Source organism: Corynebacterium sp. MC3, from assembly GCF_900099485.1.
Lineage (GTDB): Bacteria > Actinomycetota > Actinomycetes > Mycobacteriales > Mycobacteriaceae > Corynebacterium > Corynebacterium pseudogenitalium.
Map to the genome: position 1 here is coordinate 275,364 of NZ_LT622816.1, position 15,012 is coordinate 290,375.

The following is a 15,012-nucleotide window of genomic DNA, read 5'->3' on the forward strand; positions in this document are numbered from 1 at the left end:
CGTGAATCTCAGAAGGAGAGTTTAAATGGCGAAGCTTGAATACGAAAAGCTGAACGCAACCCAGCGCTACCTGCAGTACGCGGTATTTCGTGCGATCCCAGGTGCACTTGGTACCGAGCGCGACGAAGTTATCGCAGAAGCGGAAAAGTTCTTTGAGCAGCTCAAAGAGGAAGGGAAAGTTGTCGTACGTGGTATCTATGACAACACTGGTATTCGGGCTGACGCGGACTTCATGATCTGGTGGCATGCGGAGGAATTCGAGTACATCCAGGATGCACTCGCGCGATTCCGCCGTGACACCGCGTTCGGTCAGCTGTTGGAGGTTTCGTGGCTCGGTAATGGAATTCACCGCCCTGCGGAGTTCAACAAGTCGCATCTTCCGAGCTTCATCATGGGGGAGGATCCGAAGGACTGGATTACGGTGTACCCATTCGTTCGTTCATACGACTGGTACGTAATGGAGCCTGAGAAGCGTCGCAAGATCCTAATGGAGCATGGCATGGCAGCACGCGACTATGCAGACGTTCGTGCCAACACCGTCGAGGCCTTTGTCCTTGGCGACTATGAGTGGATGCTTTCGTTCGAGGCGGACACGCTGGAGCGTATTGAGTCACTTATGAAGACGATGCGCTACACAGAAGCGCGCCTTCACGTCCGAGAAGAAATCCCGTTCCAGACCGGTCGCCGCGTCGCAAGCATTGCTGACGTCATAAAGGTTCTGCCGTAGCTGGCATTGCGAAATCAAAAACTCCCTCAGCGCATCTCGGCGCTGGGGGAGTTCTTTAATCGTCCTTTCTTGGGGCATCAAACTTCAGAGAAATTGAATTGATGCAGTATCTCTGATCGGTTGGTGTGTTGAAACCCTCACCCTCGAATACATGCCCCAGGTGGGAATGGCATTGAGCGCAAAGCACCTCAGTTCTTACCATTCCGAGAGAGTAATCGGCTCGCTTGATGACGGCGGCTTCGCTATCAGGAGCGTAGAACGCTGGCCACCCGCAGTGGGCGTCGAACTTCGTTGTAGAGCGGAACAACTCTGCGCCGCATGCACGGCACACGTAGATGCCTTCTTCGAAATGGTCGGTGTACTCACCAACTCCAGGTGCTTCGGTGCCGGCTTGCCGAAGTACACGGAATTCCTCAGGGGCGAGGTGAGCTTTCCACTCTGCTTCCGTCATCTGCTGAAAACGATTCTCTGTCATGAGGGTCTCTTTCGCCTTTCTTTGTTGTGAACACTGTTGTGAGTACCCAGGTGGCCGTCGATACGATGAACACAGCCCAACCCAATGTGGGGAGGAATGTAGTAATCCAGTTCCCGATGAGAGGGTTTCGAAGTGTCGTCCATTGTAACGGTGCAAGGCAGAAAAATAGTCCGATCCAGGGGCCGCTGGTGTGCATTGGGCTTCGTGCTGAAAGTACAGTGAAAGCCGCCGGGAAGAGCATCATCGAGTAGTAAGCCTGGCCGAGGGACGAGAGCAAACATACACCCGCGAGTAACACCGTGGAGCTAAACGTGAGCCATAGGAGCTCGTCTGACCAGCGCCAGCGGGCAAGCCCTAGGACCGCTATAGCGACAGTGATGCCGAAAAAGACGAATAGTGCGTCGTAGAACTGCGCTGGAAGTCCAAAGTAAGTCGTGAAGCCGGCAAGCGATGAATTGGCATAGTCGCGGGTGATCTTTAGGTAGGGGACGACGACATCGATGTAATCGCGGGCGCCCGGTGTCATTGGCCATGCGACAACGTTGAAGAGCACGGGAACTAGGACACTCGGTACGACGCAACGCCAGCGGAGTTGCATGAGTGGCAACACCACCAAGGGGGCAAACATCGGCTTGACCAGTATGGCGAGGCCTAGGCAGACGCCGGCTAACACAAAGCGCCTGTGAGTATAGCTATAGAGGAATACGGTAAAGAGGAGCAGCAATACACCATTGATGTTCGAAAAGACGAGTGTGTTTACAACTGACTCGGTGCAGAAACTGAGCACGATGCTGATAGGTAGCAGCGGGTGGCTCAGCGGTTTTCCACTGAGCTTCGTGAGGATTCCAAGTGCCGCAAGAATGGCGGCGGTGTTTACTAAAACAAAGAGTGGACGGATCAGCGAGGCGTCGTCAAACAGGCCCAAAGGTGAGAGCAGTAGCGTAGCTCCAGGATTGTAAAGATAGTGCGGATCGACGTGGTGATACACCTCGTTGTAGACGGGGACGCGCTCGACAAAGCGACGGGTGGCAGCCCACACGGTGGTGAAGTCGTCGGTCTGGGAGCCGTGCCTTGCAAGAACGGCAACTCGGTGGATGGTGAGCAGAAGTGCCAGTGGCCAGGCAGCTGCGTTAGCGGCGGTTTGTAGCGTGCGCGTTGCCGCTGTGGTGTGCGAGCCATTCTGTGGGGCAGGAGCGGTCCAGATGTTGTTCAGGCGCTGCGCCCAGGCGGGGGGAGTGTCTTGTGCGTACGTCACTTGCATAACAGTACCGAATGCAGTTACCCCTCGTGGGAAGCAGCAGTGCCCCACAGACGGTAGCGCACGAACATCGTCGAGTCCTCGCTCACCCGCACGTCTTCGAGCTCGAGCGGGGTGGCATAGTCTCCACCTCCGCCGAAGAGGGGCTTTTCTACCTTGCCTTGCAACGTAGGGTCGATGGTCAGGTGCAAAATGTCACCGAGCCCAGCAGTCAGGAGCATGTCGTAGAGTCCAGGTCCGCCCTCGCAAACGATGCGGTTAAAGCCCTGGGCGTGCAGGGCATCGATAATTGAGCGTGCAGTGCCATCGCCAGTGGACAGAATGCGGCCGCCCGCGTGCAGGAGTGCTTCTCGACGCTCGGCGAGCTCCGGATCGTCGACGTGGTGCTCCGGAGCGAGGAAAAGCGGAGGCACCTCCGTGTCGTAAAACAACTGTGTGTCCACGTCAAACTCGAAGCTTTCGGTGATGATCGCAAGCGGTGGGACCTCCGCCTGCCCGCGGGACCGACGTTCGGCCTTGTCCTCGTCGGTGCACTTGACTCCGAAGTAGTTTTCCGCCCGCGCGGTGCCTCCACCGACTAAGACAGCGTCGGACCACACACGCAGCAGGTTGAGCAGCGCGGCATCGATGGCGTTGCCAAGGGAGCGGGAGGTGCCATCGAGAGAGGCCGCGCCGGAAAGTGTCATGACCGCAAGCAGACGCAGTTCCGGGACTGAAGCGGGCAGCACAGTGCCCAGCAATTCAGCTGGTTCGAAAGTGCGGCTCGCGTCTATCATGGCGTCAAGCGTACACATCTGACTGCCAGGATTTTAAAAGGAGACAGCACGTGCTCGATCGTTTTCCGCTCGTGGAAGAGGCGCAGCGGGTATGGATAGGTGGCGAGAACCCTGACCGGCTCTTCGCAGCGCTCTTTGACCCAGACGTGGCAGATGCCGATTGGAAACAGCAGGTCTGCGTACTTGCAGACGCGGTGTTCGGTGAGACCGTCTACCGTGAAATCGATGCGTTTGAAGCGATGTTCAACGCCGTGACCGACGCAACATGGAAGGCACGTGAGCGCTGCCTCGGTGAGCACAACGAGGAATGGCTTCGGCTGTTGCCGGAATGGGCAAGGCAGTCTCGCACTGCAGAGTTCGCGCTCATCCTTATCGAGCTGCAACTCCATCGCTTCAACTTCGACCACGATGGCATCCGGCGCGTACTCGATATGGCGAACGATGCGCCCCTGCGCTTCCACAACCTGTCGGTGACCGTCAACCTCAACCAGGTTTTTCTCACCTTCGCCAGGCTGCTCTCGGGTCGTAGGATTGACCCGCAGCACGTCTTCGACGCCGTGGGAGCCCCACCCAGCGACGGGAACGAGCATGCCGTTTCTCAGCTGGAACAAGTGCCACTGAAGCTCAAACATCTCATGCTCCACGGGTTGTGGCTCTACCCAGACACCGAGTATGGGGAGCAAATACTCGCCTTCTCTGAGGCAATCTTGCGCTATCACTCGCCAAACGACTACATCGCGCACTACCGGCGTGCCGAGGGATACCGCCGCATGGCAGCCATCGAAGCAGCACCACGCTCCGACGTGTTCTCGGGACACACGGTTCGTTCCCGGGACGACTTTTACGCCGAGGCACTTCACTCTGTGCAGATGGCCATTAAGAACCTACCCCGCGGATGCCACAGCGCTGCACGGGGAGTTCGTCTCCTACCGGATGATGATTGCCACCGAACGGCAGGTACAAAACTCCATTCAAGGACGTGTAGATGCAGAGCTTGCGTACGTCGGCGCCGAAGTAGAGCGGATGTCGGAGAGGATTGAAGCAGAGTCACGCAACAGTCTCTTACGGAGCATAGAGATTCTGTCTGTCTTCCTCGCTGTCATTGGGGTGCTGTCTTTCAACATCTCGCTCGCAGGGCTAGAACAGATTGGAACCTTTGAACGCTTCGGCCTGATCCTTACCGCCGGGGTCATCCTGGGCGCATTCTCCTGGATGGTGCACGTGGCGGTCTACCGCCATACGCACGCCGAACCGGTGGTGATGAAAACGCGACGGAAACAAATACGAGAGCTGCAGCAGCGAATTGCAGCGCTTGAGGAAAGGACGAAAATTGGCTGTGACGGATAAAGGCTGCGAATACGTCGCCGACGAGCGCAGCATCGAGCCAGGTACATACGAGATCACCGAATATGCGCCAGCTAAACACGCTGTCGTCGACTACCTGCGTGCACGCCTCACAGCGGTGCTCGGGCGCTGGCCGGGGCGCCCCACTCTCATGCTCTCCGGCGGCGTCGACTCGATCCTCATCGCCGCGGTGCTCGCCCAACTGCGTACCGACGTCCTCGCGGTGACGTTCAGCCAAGACTCCTCGCAACAGGCAGCGGAGGAGACCAAGGTGGCGAGTGAGGTGGCCCGCGCACTCGGCTTCGAGCATCACGTCGTCGCCCCACGCGGGGAAGCGCTGGAGACGCTGCTCAAGGAAACCATCGAGCGCCTCGACACCGTGGAACCTTGGGAAGTGCTCTCTGGGGCCATTTTGGTAGCCATCGACACGTACAGGCAGGAGTATCATGCCGACGGCGCACTCATCACAGGGGCAGGTGCGGACGCACTGTTTCTCGGCGGAAAAACCATCGATACAGCAGCCAACAATTACCTCCAACTTTGGGATGACCAGGTACGCCGAGGGATCAAGGCAAACTTCACCAGGCAACGTTTCATCCCGGACTTCTACGAGCGCCTCATCGCAGACCCCGAGCGCCACATTCAGGTTTGGCAGACACACGAGGCAGTCGACCTCGCACTGCGCATCCACCCACGAGTCATCCGTGGGGCCGACATCGCACAAGACAAGGCGCTCTTCCGTCGCATCGCTGCAGACATGGGAATCAGTCCGGAACTCGTGCAGACCACGAAAAACCCGATGCAAGTCTCATCAGGAGGCGTAGACGCCATTGTCACGCTCGTACGGGAACAGCTGACGCGCCGGGCGGGGGAGAAGACGTACTCCGACCCGATGAGGGAACCGTTGGAGTTTACGGTGGCTCGCATGTTCCTCGAACAGCTGAAAACCCAGGCGCGCGGTGAGTAGGAGGCCCCCGTCCCTAGATATATGTGGGCCAAGGCACACTGAAACCGCGGCGTCCAACCGATATGAGAAAACTCACGCCCTCGGGAATCCCGAGGGCGTGAGCCTATGTGGAGCGGATGACGAGACTCGAACTCGCGACCCTCACCTTGGCAAGGTGATGCGCTACCAACTGCGCTACATCCGCATGCACATTTTGAAAAGAGCTGTGCGGCTCTGTGCGCGATACTGGGATCGAACCAGTGACCCCTACCGTGTCGAGGTAGTGCTCTACCGCTGAGCTAATCGCGCGAGGTTGGAGGTGGATACGGGAATCGAACCCGTGTACACGGTTTTGCAGACCGTTGCCTAACCACTCGACCAATCCACCGTGAGTACCTCCGAAGTACTGAAAGTACTTGGAGCGGATGACGAGACTCGAACTCGCGACCCTCACCTTGGCAAGGTGATGCGCTACCAACTGCGCTACATCCGCATGCACATTTTGAAAAGAGCTGTGCGACTCTGTGCGCGATACTGGGATCGAACCAGTGACCCCTACCGTGTCGAGGTAGTGCTCTACCGCTGAGCTAATCGCGCAGAGTGTCTAAAGACACTTGGAGCGGATGACGAGACTCGAACTCGCGACCCTCACCTTGGCAAGGTGATGCGCTACCAACTGCGCTACATCCGCATGCTCTCCGGAAGTGGTACCTCCGTTGTGCGTGAACAAACATTATCTGTTAGCTCTTAGTTTTCCAAATCGCCAGCACAGGGCCAGTCTTGGCAGGTGCGTACGATGGTGAGGCGCTGGGTTGGCAGGGAAATTGCTGTTACTCGGTGAAAGTGTTGCTGTACTGCGGATTCGTTGAAGGAGTGGAGGGGGTGTAAAGTAGTTCGCGTTCGGTCCTATGGCTCAGTGGAAGAGCGTTCCGTTCACACCGGAAAGGTCGCTGGTTCGATCCCAGCTAGGACCACTGAATGCCCGCCTTGCGGGCATTTTCGCTTTCTATGGTCCGGCACTGGGCATGCTGGGGAACTAATCCGCCATTCGTTACGACTAATGTTGTACTGGTTTAAAGTCAGTTCATTTTGTAGGAGGGATCCGAATGTCCAAAGCAGGACAAAGGGTACAGCGAACGGCATGGGCTATATTGAGTGCCGTATGTGTAGCTTCTGCGTTGGCCGGATCAGCGGAGGCACATGATGCCGTTATTGGGGGAGATCCATCAAACGGGTCCGTGGTAGCCGAGTTTCCGAAAGAGCTGTCGTTGGAGTTCTCGGGTCAACCCCAGGAAGGCTTCAACACGTTCGCGCTGTCGCGGGTATCGGACAACGAGATCCTCTTTACTGGAGAGCCAGTGCTCGACGGACGATTTGTGTCCCTTGAACTTCCAGAGAAAGTTCGCGAATCTGGTGACAAAGTGCCAGGAGAGTACCGGATCGGATTTCAGATTGTCTCTTCAGACGGGCACGCCACTAAAGGGATGACAACGTTTACATATGCGCCGGAAGGTTCACAAGTTGTCGATGAAACTATGGAAGATTCCGTGCCAACCGGAGAAGTGAGCGGTTCTTCATCCAGTTCCTTTAGCTGGCTTTTTGTCGGCGGACTAATCCTGCTTCTTTTCGGTGCTGTAACGGCACTTTTACTGCGTCGCGGCTCCTTGAGCAAAGATTGAGCCAGTACATACACAAGTTTTTAGCAACGACTAAGGAGAAATATGAAAAACATTTGCACTGCAGCTATTTCGGCACTTGGTGTCGCCGCTCTTGCCCTGACGGCTTGCTCGCCATCGCAGGAAAACCCGTCGACATCTGCGCCAACCGCTGCAGAGACAACAACCGTGGAGTCCACTACGACTGCTGCTCCAGACAATGACAAGCTTCAGGGCGAAGGTGATATCCGCGTTGAGTCCGCGGCTATTCGTGCGAAAGCAGAAGCCGGTGCGGAAGGCGGAAAGTCCATGACCGGGTTCTTCGGTACGCTGCACAACACCTCTGACAAGGACATTCACATCGTTGGCTTCACTACGTCACTTGGCGACGCCACCTACGAGATCCACGAGGTGGTAGATGGAGTCATGCGCGAGAAAGAAGGCGGCATCGAGATCCCCGCCGGTGGGACATATGAGCTCAAGCCTGGCGGTGACCACTTCATGATCATGGGCTTCGACCCTGCAATTCCGGCAGGCGACGTGGTCGATGTAACGCTTGAGTTCGCCGACGGAACCGAGGAGCAGATTCCAGACGTAGCCGTTCGCTCTATGCTTCCGGGTGACGAAGACTATGGTGAGCACGGGGAGCTCCAGGGGCACCAACATGGGTCCATGGGTGAAGGCCACAACCACTAATTGAAGGAAAGTCGAATGCCTGTCAACCGTCGTCATTTTCTCGCCGGGACTCTGAGTGTTGCTGCCGCCGGGGCAGCCACAGCTTGCGCGGAAAGCCGCGATGCTGTGGTGAATGCTCAGCAAGAGCCTGCGATAGACCTTGCCACAGCAACGGTTCCGTTTGACGGCATACACCAGGCAGGCATTTCGACGCCTCAACAGTCCTCACTAAATCTGATTGGTTTCAATTTTAAAGATGGCGTCGATAAGCCTGCGATTGTTCGATTGATGCGACTGTGGACTGAGGATGCCCGTGCGTTGACAGCCGGCGAAAACCCGTTGGCAAGCCTGGAACCAGAGATGACGGAACACCCCGCAAACCTCACCATTACCGTGGGGTTGGGAGAGAAGTTTTTTGATATCGCCGCGCCTGAGAGCAAACCGTCGTGGCTCCACGACATTCCGGCGCTCTCGCGAGACGAGCTTTCACGGAACTGGGGCCAGACTGACGTGGTGTTGCAGATTTGCTCAGATGACCCACTGATGTGCGCATGGGCGATGCGTCATATGGTGCGAGCTGGCGTCGATTATGTAGCTACCGCGTGGGTGCAGCAAGGGTTCATGAATAACCCTGCTGTACACCGCGAAGGAACCACGCCACGGAATCTCTTTGGACAGATTGATGGCACGGTAAACCCTCACACTGATGAGGAATACGACGCCCAGGTGTGGGCAAAAGGCGCTGCAGAGTTTGAAGGTGGAACGTCGATGGTGGTTCGTCGAATAGCGATGAACCTTGACACCTGGGAAATGCTCGACCGGACATCCCGTGAAGAGGCCGTCGGGCGCAGGCTAGACAACGGAGCACCCCTTTCGGGCGGCGAAGAGTTCACTCCGGTAGATCTGGAAGCGCGGGACGAATATGGCCTGCCAAAGGTCGATAGAAACTCGCACGTTGCCAGGTCAATGGCGCCTGAAGGGCACCCAGAGCAGAAATTTAAACGGCGCCCTTATAACTACAATTTGCCGCCTGAGCCTGGGCAGGAACAGCTGTCCAACGCTGGCTTAGTGTTCATTGCATTTCAGGAAAACCCAGATACGCAATTCACTCCGGTCCTCAAAAGGCTCGATGAGGCTGACCGACTGAATGAATGGATCACGCACATTGGTTCGGCGGTGTACTGGATACCACCGGGCACGCAGGCGCAAGATGGTGCTCCGAGTTTCTGGGCCGAGTCACTACTCGCGTAGTGAACGCGGTATGATTTTTGCCATGTTTGCCGACCTCAATATTTAAAGGTTCCGGCGAGCTTGTACGAATCCAGCTGGGTGCGTCCAGGTATGACGTACCTCATTGAAGCGCAAAGGAGCGCACGAACATGACGAATAACGACCAAACCCACCTTGCAGCCCAGGCTTTCACGGTCCCGGCGAACACTCCTGCCGGGGTTGCGATGCGCGAATTGTCGCTGCCGAATAAGGGCCCGGAGGCGGTTGTCTGCGTGCAGTCTGAAGACGGGTCGTTGAAGGACCTGTCATTTACGCCGGATGTAGACACCACAGTAACTCCAGTCACCGCGAACACTGAGCTGGGTCGGTCCGTGATTCGCCACTCGTGTGCTCACGTGTTGGCGCAAGCAGTGCAGATTGAGTTTCCGGGGACGAAGTTAGGAATTGGGCCAGCCATTGAGGGTGGCTTCTACTACGACTTCGACGCGGCTGAACCGTTCACACCAGAAGACTTGAAGCTGCTCGAGCGCCGCATGAAGAAGATCATCAAGCAGGGCCAGAAGTTTGTTCGTGGAGTCTATCCGTCGGCTGAAGCGGCAGCAGAGGACCTAGCTGATGAGCCGTACAAGCTTGAACTCGTGCAGGACAAGGGAAACGTGGACCCTGACTCGGACGAAGCTACTGAAGTCGGTCACGGAGAGCTCACCCACTACGACAATGTGAATCCACGGACGAATGAAGTCGAGTGGCGCGATCTGTGCCGCGGGCCTCACGTGCCAACTACTAAGTACATTCCGGCGTTCGCACTGACACGTTCGTCAGCTGCGTACTGGCGTGGCAACCAGAATAACGCCGGGTTGCAGCGTATTTACGGCACCGCCTGGGAGTCGAAAGAAAAGCTCGATGAGCACATGTTGATGCTTGCAGAAGCAGAGAAGCGTGACCACCGTCGTCTTGGCAATGAGCTCGATCTTTTCTCCTTCCCGGAGGAAGTTGGGTCTGGTTTGCCAGTATTCCACCCGGATGGAGGAATTATCCGGATGGTGATGGAGGAACACTCCCGCCAGCGTCACCTCGAGGCAGGCTATTCATTCGTCAACACCCCACACTTGACGAAGGGTGAGCTTTTCGAAAAATCTGGCCACCTGGACTGGTACGCCGACGGCATGTACCCACCGATGCAGCTCGACGGCGAGACCGACGACGAAGGCAATGTGACCAAACAGGCAGTCGATTACTACGTCAAGCCTATGAACTGCCCTATGCACAACCTCATCTTCGATTCACGTGGACGCTCGTACCGTGAATTGCCGCTGCGACTATTCGAGTTTGGTACCGTGTACCGCTACGAGAAGTCCGGCGTGGTGCATGGCCTGACTCGTGCACGCGGTTTTACTCAGGACGATGCCCATATCTACTGCACCGAGGAACAGCTTGAAGACGAGCTGACGAGTGTGTTGGAGTTCATTATTTCTCTGCTCAGAGACTATGGGCTTGATGATTTCTACCTGGAGTTGTCCACCAAGGATCCCGAGAAGTACATCGGTGATGATGATATCTGGGAGCGTTCAACGAGCATCCTAGAATCAGTTGCTACCAAGTCTGGGCTCGAGCTTGTTCCGGACCCAGCAGGTGCAGCGTTCTACGGTCCAAAGATTTCCGTACAGGCTCGCGACGCCATCGGTCGTACCTGGCAGATGTCCACGGTTCAGCTCGACTTCAACCTGCCTGAGCGTTTCGATCTTGAGTACACATCCTCAGACGGAAGCAAGAAGCGACCAGTCATGATTCACCGTGCACTCTTTGGATCAATTGAGCGATTCTTCGGCGTGCTGCTTGAGCACTACGCCGGTGCATTCCCGGCTTGGCTGGCACCGCACCAGGTTGTAGGTATCCCCGTTGCTGACGATTTCGCTGGACACCTTGACGGCATCATCCAGCAGCTGCGGGCGCGCGGCATCCGAGCTGAGGTCGACCATTCCGATGACAGGATGCAGAAGAAGATTCGGACGCACACCACTCACAAGGTTCCGTTCATGCTGCTCGCTGGCGCGCGTGATGTAGAGGCAAACGCTGTAAGCTTCCGCTTCCTCGACGGCACCCAAATTAATGGAGTCGGCGTCGACGAGGCTGTCGAACTTATCACCAACTGGGTGGACGAAAAGTTCAACGAACAACCAACGAAAGAGCTGGTTGAACAGCGCCAGGCTGACCAGTAGAAGTAGAGAGGCGCTCAGAAATGTATGAGGACATTGGAGTTGGTACTCCAGACAGACTTCAGCGTCTTTGGGCGCCGTACCGTTCGAAGTACATCGCGTCAACGCCACGCGATGAGAAGGGGTCAAGTGATCCTTTCGTGCAGATTCCTTCGATGAGCGATGAAGAGGGGCTCATCGTGGCTCGAGGGGAGACCGTCTACGCGGTGCTGAACCTTTATCCGTATAACGCTGGGCATATTTTGGTCGTGCCGTACCGTAAGGTGGCGGAGATTGAAGCCCTGACTGCGGGGGAATCAGCCGAGCTTATGAGGTTCGTAACGCTCGCAGTGAAAACTCTCAAGGCGGTATCAGACCCCGAAGCGATAAACGTTGGCATGAATTTAGGCAGGGCCTCCGGAGGCTCTATCGGAGATCACCTACACGTGCATGTGGTCCCGAGGTGGGCAGGGGACTCAAATTTTATGACAGTCATCACTGGCACCAAGGTGCTTCCGCAGCTGCTGCGTGAAACGCGCCAACTATTAGCAGAGAGCTGGAAAGAAGTGGCGGCTCAACAGACTGGAGGGGAGTAGGCAGATGCTCAGTGTTCATGGACGAAAGCCTGCTGCTGTTGTCGTAGAACCGGTCGCCACTGCATTGCTTAAAGCTGGTCTAACACCGAATTGGACAACGCTTGGTGGAACAGCGCTCACTGTGTTGGTAGCCGTCGTGCTCATTCCAACTGACCATCTTGTTTTGGCAGCTATTCTGAGTGGTCTTTTCGCGGCTTTTGACATGGTGGATGGCACGATGGCCCGTCTCCGCGGGGGAGGGACTGCTTTCGGAGCTACGCTTGACGCAAGTTGTGACAGGATTACTGACGGAGCGCTCTTCGGTGCCATCGTGTTCTGGCTGGTGTACGTAGATCAAGCTTCTCCGGCGCATGTCGCAGTTTGCCTTGCGGTACTAGTACTCTCCCAGGTGATTAGTTACGTTAAGGCGCGCGCGGAGGCCGGGGGTATCAAGATTGTCGGCGGGCTGGTTGAGCGGCCTGAGCGTCTTCTCATCGCGCTTGTCGCGCTGGGATTGGAAGGCTTCGGTGTGCCGTACGCCATTGAATGCGGGCTTTGGCTGCTGTTTTTCGGCTCGATATATACGGTTGCGCAGCGACTCGTTATTGCAGCGAAGGATCCTGCATCAAAGCGGCAGATTGCCGCGCCAGCAGGAGCTAAAACGTTTGGGTCGCGCTAGGACCGAAGCGCGCATGCAAACGTTCAAGGATGAGTGCGTATATCGCAGCTACTGGATGGGGTGGAAGCTGCTATCAATGCTGCCTTACAGTATCGCCTACTGTCTGATGATGTTCGTTGCCGACATTTACTCTCGCAATGGCAAGTTACCGGAGCAACTTCGTAAGAATCTCTCGCGTGTGGTTGGACCTGAGAACGTCACGCGTTCGCTTGTGAAGAACTCGATGCGGTCATACATGCGGTATTGGCTCGAGGTCTTTTGCCTGCAGAAAGTAATCTCGAATGAACGGTTTCATGAGCAATTCTCTGCATCGATACAAGGGATTGAGCATCTGGAGTATGCGATTCAACAAGGCAAGGGCGTAGTGCTTGCGTTGCCGCACTCGGGGAACTGGGATCTTGCGGGTGCATGGCTTGCTCACCGATACGGGAGCTTTTCGACGGTCGCGGAGCGGGTAGAGCCCGAAGAGCTCTACGATGCGTTTTTGGAATTTCGACGTGGGTTAGGAATCCAGGTGATTCCTTCGCGTGGTGCGTCGAGACCTCCAATGCAACTCCTCGAGGAAGCTCTGTACAAACAAGGGATTGTCTGTTTGTTGGCAGATCGTGATCTCGGTGGGCACGGGGTGCCGGTAGCTTTTTTTGGAGAGCAGACGACAATGCCCGCCGGTCCGGCAGTATTAGCGGAGAAAACCGGTGCGACACTGCTCGCAGTACACAATGCCTTTGAGAGTTCAGGCAGCATGGATGGGTGGGTGACTAGCGTATCGCCGCCGATTGTTGCAGATTCCGTAGAAGGTAAAGTGGAAAAGCTTGCGGGCTGGTTTGAGCGCGGAATCAAAAAGCACCCACAAGACTGGCATGTGCTTCAGCCGTTTTGGATCGCAGACCGGAAGAAAAGGTAGCGAAGGGATGAAAATTGGTATCGTGTGCCCGTATTCTTTCGACGAACCAGGCGGGGTTCAAGCGCACATCCTTGACTTAGCTGCATCACTTTTGCGCCAAGGGCATGAAGTGAAAGTGCTCGGGCCTGCGCGTGATGACACGCCTCTTCCCGAGTTTGTAAAGAAAGGCGGGCGTTCGTTACCTATTCCGTATAACGGCTCTGTCGCGCGCCTGGCGTTCGGCCCTAAAGTTTTTACGACTACTCGCGAATTCCTGTGTGATGGCGACTTTGATGTATTGCACATCCATGAGCCCAATTCTCCTAGCTATTCGCTCGCAGCGCTTATGTTGGCTTCGGGGCCGATCGTCGCTACATACCACACGTCTACAACTGGGTCTCGCATTTTGCAGCTTGCACTGCCGTTCTTGCGGAAATATTTGGAAAAGATCCGCGGGGGTATCGCGGTAAGCGAGCTTGCTCGGAGGTGGCAGGTTGAACAGATCGGGGCCGATCCAATCGTTATCCCGAACGGAGTGGACACTCGGAAGTTCGTAGCCGCCCGGAAGCTAGCGCCGTTGAGCTCCGTCGGGCCTGTTCGAATCGCATTCTTGGGGCGTATCGACGAGCCAAGAAAGGGGCTAACGCTGCTTCTTGAAGCGTTCGATCACCTTGAAGGACGAGTCGAACTCACGGTGATCGGAAGCGGGGAGCCTCGGCAGATTCCAGGAGTGAACTTCGTCGGTCGCGTAAGCGAGGAGGAAAAGGCGAGATTGCTGGGGGCGTCGGATATATTTGTCGCTCCGAACACTGGGGGCGAATCGTTTGGCATCATTCTCGTGGAAGCGATGGCTGCGGGCTGCGCTGTTGTGGCCAGTGATCTAGAGGCCTTTTCGCTGGTATGTGATGCAGAATCACCTGACCCTGCCGGGATTCTTTTTCCTGTAGGTGATGTTGCCGAGTTGACAAAGGCGTTACAGGCTTTGATTGACGACGCTGCTTTGCGCCTGGAGATGGGCAGAAGAGGGCAACTGCGAGCCGCGCAGTATGACTGGTCGACAGTGACTGCTCAGATTATGGCTGTATACGAAGCAGTAAGTGTTGGTGAGAAGGTGACACTCGCATGACAACTATTGCCCTAGTGGTGTTCGCAGCGGTAATCACGTTGCTGTTTGCCTGGGCATATTTCACTGCGCAACGGCTACACCGCCTCCATATCCGTCTTGACCGTTCACGCGACGCACTTCAAGCTGCGCTCGACCAACGCTGTGCTGTCATTGCCGCACTGTATCCGGAAATGCGCGAGGAGTGCCGGATCATCGAATCATTGCGTTTGACTCCAGTTGACGTAGAGGAACGACTTCAGTCCGAACAAGAAATGCGGAAACACATCGAGAGGCAAGGGACGATGCTTCCCGCTGATATTGACGCTGCAGATACTCGTGTGGCAATTGCACTGCGGTTTTATAACGACGCTGTCAGGGATGTTCGTTCGCTACGGCTACGGCCCGCCGTAAGGCTTCTTCGATTGGGTGGGACCGCAGCCCTGCCAGCTTTCGCTTCGCTTTCCCTTTAGCGGCTGAACCTTGCTCGCG

At 56.2% G+C, this 15,012-nt stretch carries 16 protein-coding genes and 7 tRNA genes; 14 read left to right on the forward strand and 9 right to left on the reverse strand.

What is annotated here, in order from left to right; all coding sequences use genetic code 11:
- The first annotated feature begins 25 nt into the window (after positions 1 to 25).
- A complete protein-coding gene (gene hemQ, locus BQ4436_RS10200) occupies positions 26 to 727 on the forward strand; it encodes a hydrogen peroxide-dependent heme synthase (protein WP_070976777.1) in 702 nt (233 codons plus the stop codon).
- Positions 728 to 782: 55 nt separating this feature from the next.
- Here the strand turns inward: hemQ and msrB are convergent, their stop codons facing one another.
- The 3 genes from msrB to BQ4436_RS10215 are packed head-to-tail and all read right to left on the reverse strand — an operon-like array spanning position 783 to position 3,236.
- Complete coding sequence (gene msrB / locus BQ4436_RS10205; protein ID WP_070976779.1) at positions 783 to 1,202, reverse strand: peptide-methionine (R)-S-oxide reductase MsrB; 420 nt, start codon at positions 1,200 to 1,202, stop codon at positions 783 to 785.
- On the reverse strand, positions 1,141 to 2,457 hold the full coding sequence (locus tag BQ4436_RS10210) for a glycosyltransferase family 87 protein (RefSeq protein WP_255366190.1): 1,317 nt from the start codon (positions 2,455 to 2,457) through the stop codon (positions 1,141 to 1,143). Before BQ4436_RS10210 ends, msrB begins: the two co-directional genes overlap by 62 nt.
- Before the next feature lie 23 nt (positions 2,458 to 2,480).
- Positions 2,481 to 3,236 carry a pyrimidine reductase family protein gene (locus tag BQ4436_RS10215; RefSeq protein WP_070479004.1) on the reverse strand — a complete coding sequence of 252 codons (756 nt, stop codon included), beginning with the start codon at positions 3,234 to 3,236 and terminating at the stop codon, positions 2,481 to 2,483.
- A gap of 50 nt (positions 3,237 to 3,286) precedes the next feature.
- Here BQ4436_RS10215 and BQ4436_RS12070 point away from each other — a divergent pair, with 50 nt between their 5' ends.
- Genes BQ4436_RS12070 through BQ4436_RS10230 form a run of 3 tightly spaced genes read left to right on the forward strand, consistent with a single transcriptional unit; the run spans position 3,287 to position 5,547 of the window.
- Complete coding sequence (locus tag BQ4436_RS12070) at positions 3,287 to 4,276, forward strand: hypothetical protein (protein WP_143000868.1); 990 nt, start codon at positions 3,287 to 3,289, stop codon at positions 4,274 to 4,276.
- Positions 4,260 to 4,583, forward strand: a complete 324-nt coding sequence (locus BQ4436_RS10225; protein WP_143000869.1) for a hypothetical protein — start codon at positions 4,260 to 4,262, stop codon at positions 4,581 to 4,583. The genes BQ4436_RS12070 and BQ4436_RS10225 overlap by 17 nt, the downstream gene beginning before the upstream one ends.
- Positions 4,573 to 5,547: an asparagine synthase-related protein gene (locus BQ4436_RS10230; RefSeq protein ID WP_070976789.1), complete on the forward strand. Its 975-nt coding sequence runs from the start codon at positions 4,573 to 4,575 to the stop codon at positions 5,545 to 5,547. The genes BQ4436_RS10225 and BQ4436_RS10230 overlap by 11 nt, the downstream gene beginning before the upstream one ends.
- Before the next feature lie 108 nt (positions 5,548 to 5,655).
- Here the strand turns inward: BQ4436_RS10230 and BQ4436_RS10235 are convergent.
- The 6 genes from BQ4436_RS10235 to BQ4436_RS10260 form a co-directional block, all read right to left on the reverse strand.
- Positions 5,656 to 5,731, reverse strand: a tRNA-Gly gene (locus tag BQ4436_RS10235).
- A 32-nt stretch (positions 5,732 to 5,763) separates the two neighbouring features.
- A tRNA-Val gene (locus BQ4436_RS10240) sits at positions 5,764 to 5,835 on the reverse strand.
- A 5-nt stretch (positions 5,836 to 5,840) separates the two neighbouring features.
- Positions 5,841 to 5,914, reverse strand: a tRNA-Cys gene (locus BQ4436_RS10245).
- Between the two features lie 29 nt (positions 5,915 to 5,943).
- Positions 5,944 to 6,019 (reverse strand) — tRNA-Gly (locus BQ4436_RS10250).
- 32 nt (positions 6,020 to 6,051) lie between these two features.
- Positions 6,052 to 6,123, reverse strand: a tRNA-Val gene (locus BQ4436_RS10255).
- A gap of 18 nt (positions 6,124 to 6,141) precedes the next feature.
- A tRNA-Gly gene (locus BQ4436_RS10260) sits at positions 6,142 to 6,217 on the reverse strand.
- Positions 6,218 to 6,428: 211 nt separating this feature from the next.
- On the opposite strand from BQ4436_RS10260, the gene BQ4436_RS10265 reads away from it, so the two are divergent.
- The 10 genes from BQ4436_RS10265 to BQ4436_RS10310 all read left to right on the forward strand — a co-directional run bounded on the left by BQ4436_RS10265 (position 6,429) and on the right by BQ4436_RS10310 (position 14,993).
- Positions 6,429 to 6,500, forward strand: a tRNA-Val gene (locus BQ4436_RS10265).
- Between the two features lie 132 nt (positions 6,501 to 6,632).
- On the forward strand, positions 6,633 to 7,205 hold the full coding sequence (locus tag BQ4436_RS10270) for a copper resistance CopC family protein (RefSeq protein WP_070362364.1): 573 nt from the start codon (positions 6,633 to 6,635) through the stop codon (positions 7,203 to 7,205).
- A 42-nt stretch (positions 7,206 to 7,247) separates the two neighbouring features.
- A complete protein-coding gene (locus tag BQ4436_RS10275; protein WP_070362365.1) occupies positions 7,248 to 7,877 on the forward strand; it encodes a copper chaperone PCu(A)C in 630 nt (209 codons plus the stop codon).
- 15 nt (positions 7,878 to 7,892) lie between these two features.
- A complete protein-coding gene (locus BQ4436_RS10280; protein WP_070477010.1) occupies positions 7,893 to 9,107 on the forward strand; it encodes a Dyp-type peroxidase in 1,215 nt (404 codons plus the stop codon).
- A gap of 128 nt (positions 9,108 to 9,235) precedes the next feature.
- On the forward strand, positions 9,236 to 11,305 hold the full coding sequence (thrS, locus tag BQ4436_RS10285; RefSeq protein WP_070362367.1) for a threonine--tRNA ligase: 2,070 nt from the start codon (positions 9,236 to 9,238) through the stop codon (positions 11,303 to 11,305).
- A gap of 20 nt (positions 11,306 to 11,325) precedes the next feature.
- Positions 11,326 to 11,877 (forward strand): ATP adenylyltransferase, encoded by a 552-nt coding sequence (locus tag BQ4436_RS10290; protein WP_070362368.1) that lies wholly within the window; start codon positions 11,326 to 11,328, stop codon positions 11,875 to 11,877.
- A 4-nt stretch (positions 11,878 to 11,881) separates the two neighbouring features.
- Entirely contained in the window at positions 11,882 to 12,535 is a 654-nt protein-coding gene (pgsA, locus tag BQ4436_RS10295; protein ID WP_070362369.1) for a phosphatidylinositol phosphate synthase, read from the forward strand.
- Positions 12,536 to 12,548: 13 nt separating this feature from the next.
- Positions 12,549 to 13,439: a phosphatidylinositol mannoside acyltransferase gene (locus BQ4436_RS10300; RefSeq protein ID WP_070976791.1), complete on the forward strand. Its 891-nt coding sequence runs from the start codon at positions 12,549 to 12,551 to the stop codon at positions 13,437 to 13,439.
- Positions 13,440 to 13,446: 7 nt separating this feature from the next.
- Positions 13,447 to 14,544, forward strand: a complete 1,098-nt coding sequence (locus tag BQ4436_RS10305) for a glycosyltransferase family 4 protein (protein WP_070976794.1) — start codon at positions 13,447 to 13,449, stop codon at positions 14,542 to 14,544.
- Positions 14,541 to 14,993: a hypothetical protein gene (locus BQ4436_RS10310; protein WP_070976797.1), complete on the forward strand. Its 453-nt coding sequence runs from the start codon at positions 14,541 to 14,543 to the stop codon at positions 14,991 to 14,993. The genes BQ4436_RS10305 and BQ4436_RS10310 overlap by 4 nt, the downstream gene beginning before the upstream one ends.
- Positions 14,994 to 15,012: the final 19 nt, after the last annotated feature.

Coding starts and splice junctions, on each gene's coding strand:
- BQ4436_RS10270 (WP_070362364.1), top strand. CDS start 6,633: ATGTCCAAAGCAGGACAAAGGGTACAGCGAACGGCATGGGCTATATTG.
- BQ4436_RS10215 (WP_070479004.1), bottom strand. CDS start 3,236: ATGATAGACGCGAGCCGCACTTTCGAACCAGCTGAATTGCTGGGCACT.
- pgsA (WP_070362369.1), top strand. CDS start 11,882: ATGCTCAGTGTTCATGGACGAAAGCCTGCTGCTGTTGTCGTAGAACCG.
- BQ4436_RS10225 (WP_143000869.1), top strand. CDS start 4,260: ATGTCGGAGAGGATTGAAGCAGAGTCACGCAACAGTCTCTTACGGAGC.
- msrB (WP_070976779.1), bottom strand. CDS start 1,202: ATGACAGAGAATCGTTTTCAGCAGATGACGGAAGCAGAGTGGAAAGCT.
- BQ4436_RS10290 (WP_070362368.1), top strand. CDS start 11,326: ATGTATGAGGACATTGGAGTTGGTACTCCAGACAGACTTCAGCGTCTT.
- thrS (WP_070362367.1), top strand. CDS start 9,236: ATGACGAATAACGACCAAACCCACCTTGCAGCCCAGGCTTTCACGGTC.
- BQ4436_RS10310 (WP_070976797.1), top strand. CDS start 14,541: ATGACAACTATTGCCCTAGTGGTGTTCGCAGCGGTAATCACGTTGCTG.
- BQ4436_RS10275 (WP_070362365.1), top strand. CDS start 7,248: ATGAAAAACATTTGCACTGCAGCTATTTCGGCACTTGGTGTCGCCGCT.
- BQ4436_RS10305 (WP_070976794.1), top strand. CDS start 13,447: ATGAAAATTGGTATCGTGTGCCCGTATTCTTTCGACGAACCAGGCGGG.
- hemQ (WP_070976777.1), top strand. CDS start 26: ATGGCGAAGCTTGAATACGAAAAGCTGAACGCAACCCAGCGCTACCTG.
- BQ4436_RS10280 (WP_070477010.1), top strand. CDS start 7,893: ATGCCTGTCAACCGTCGTCATTTTCTCGCCGGGACTCTGAGTGTTGCT.
- BQ4436_RS10300 (WP_070976791.1), top strand. CDS start 12,549: ATGCAAACGTTCAAGGATGAGTGCGTATATCGCAGCTACTGGATGGGG.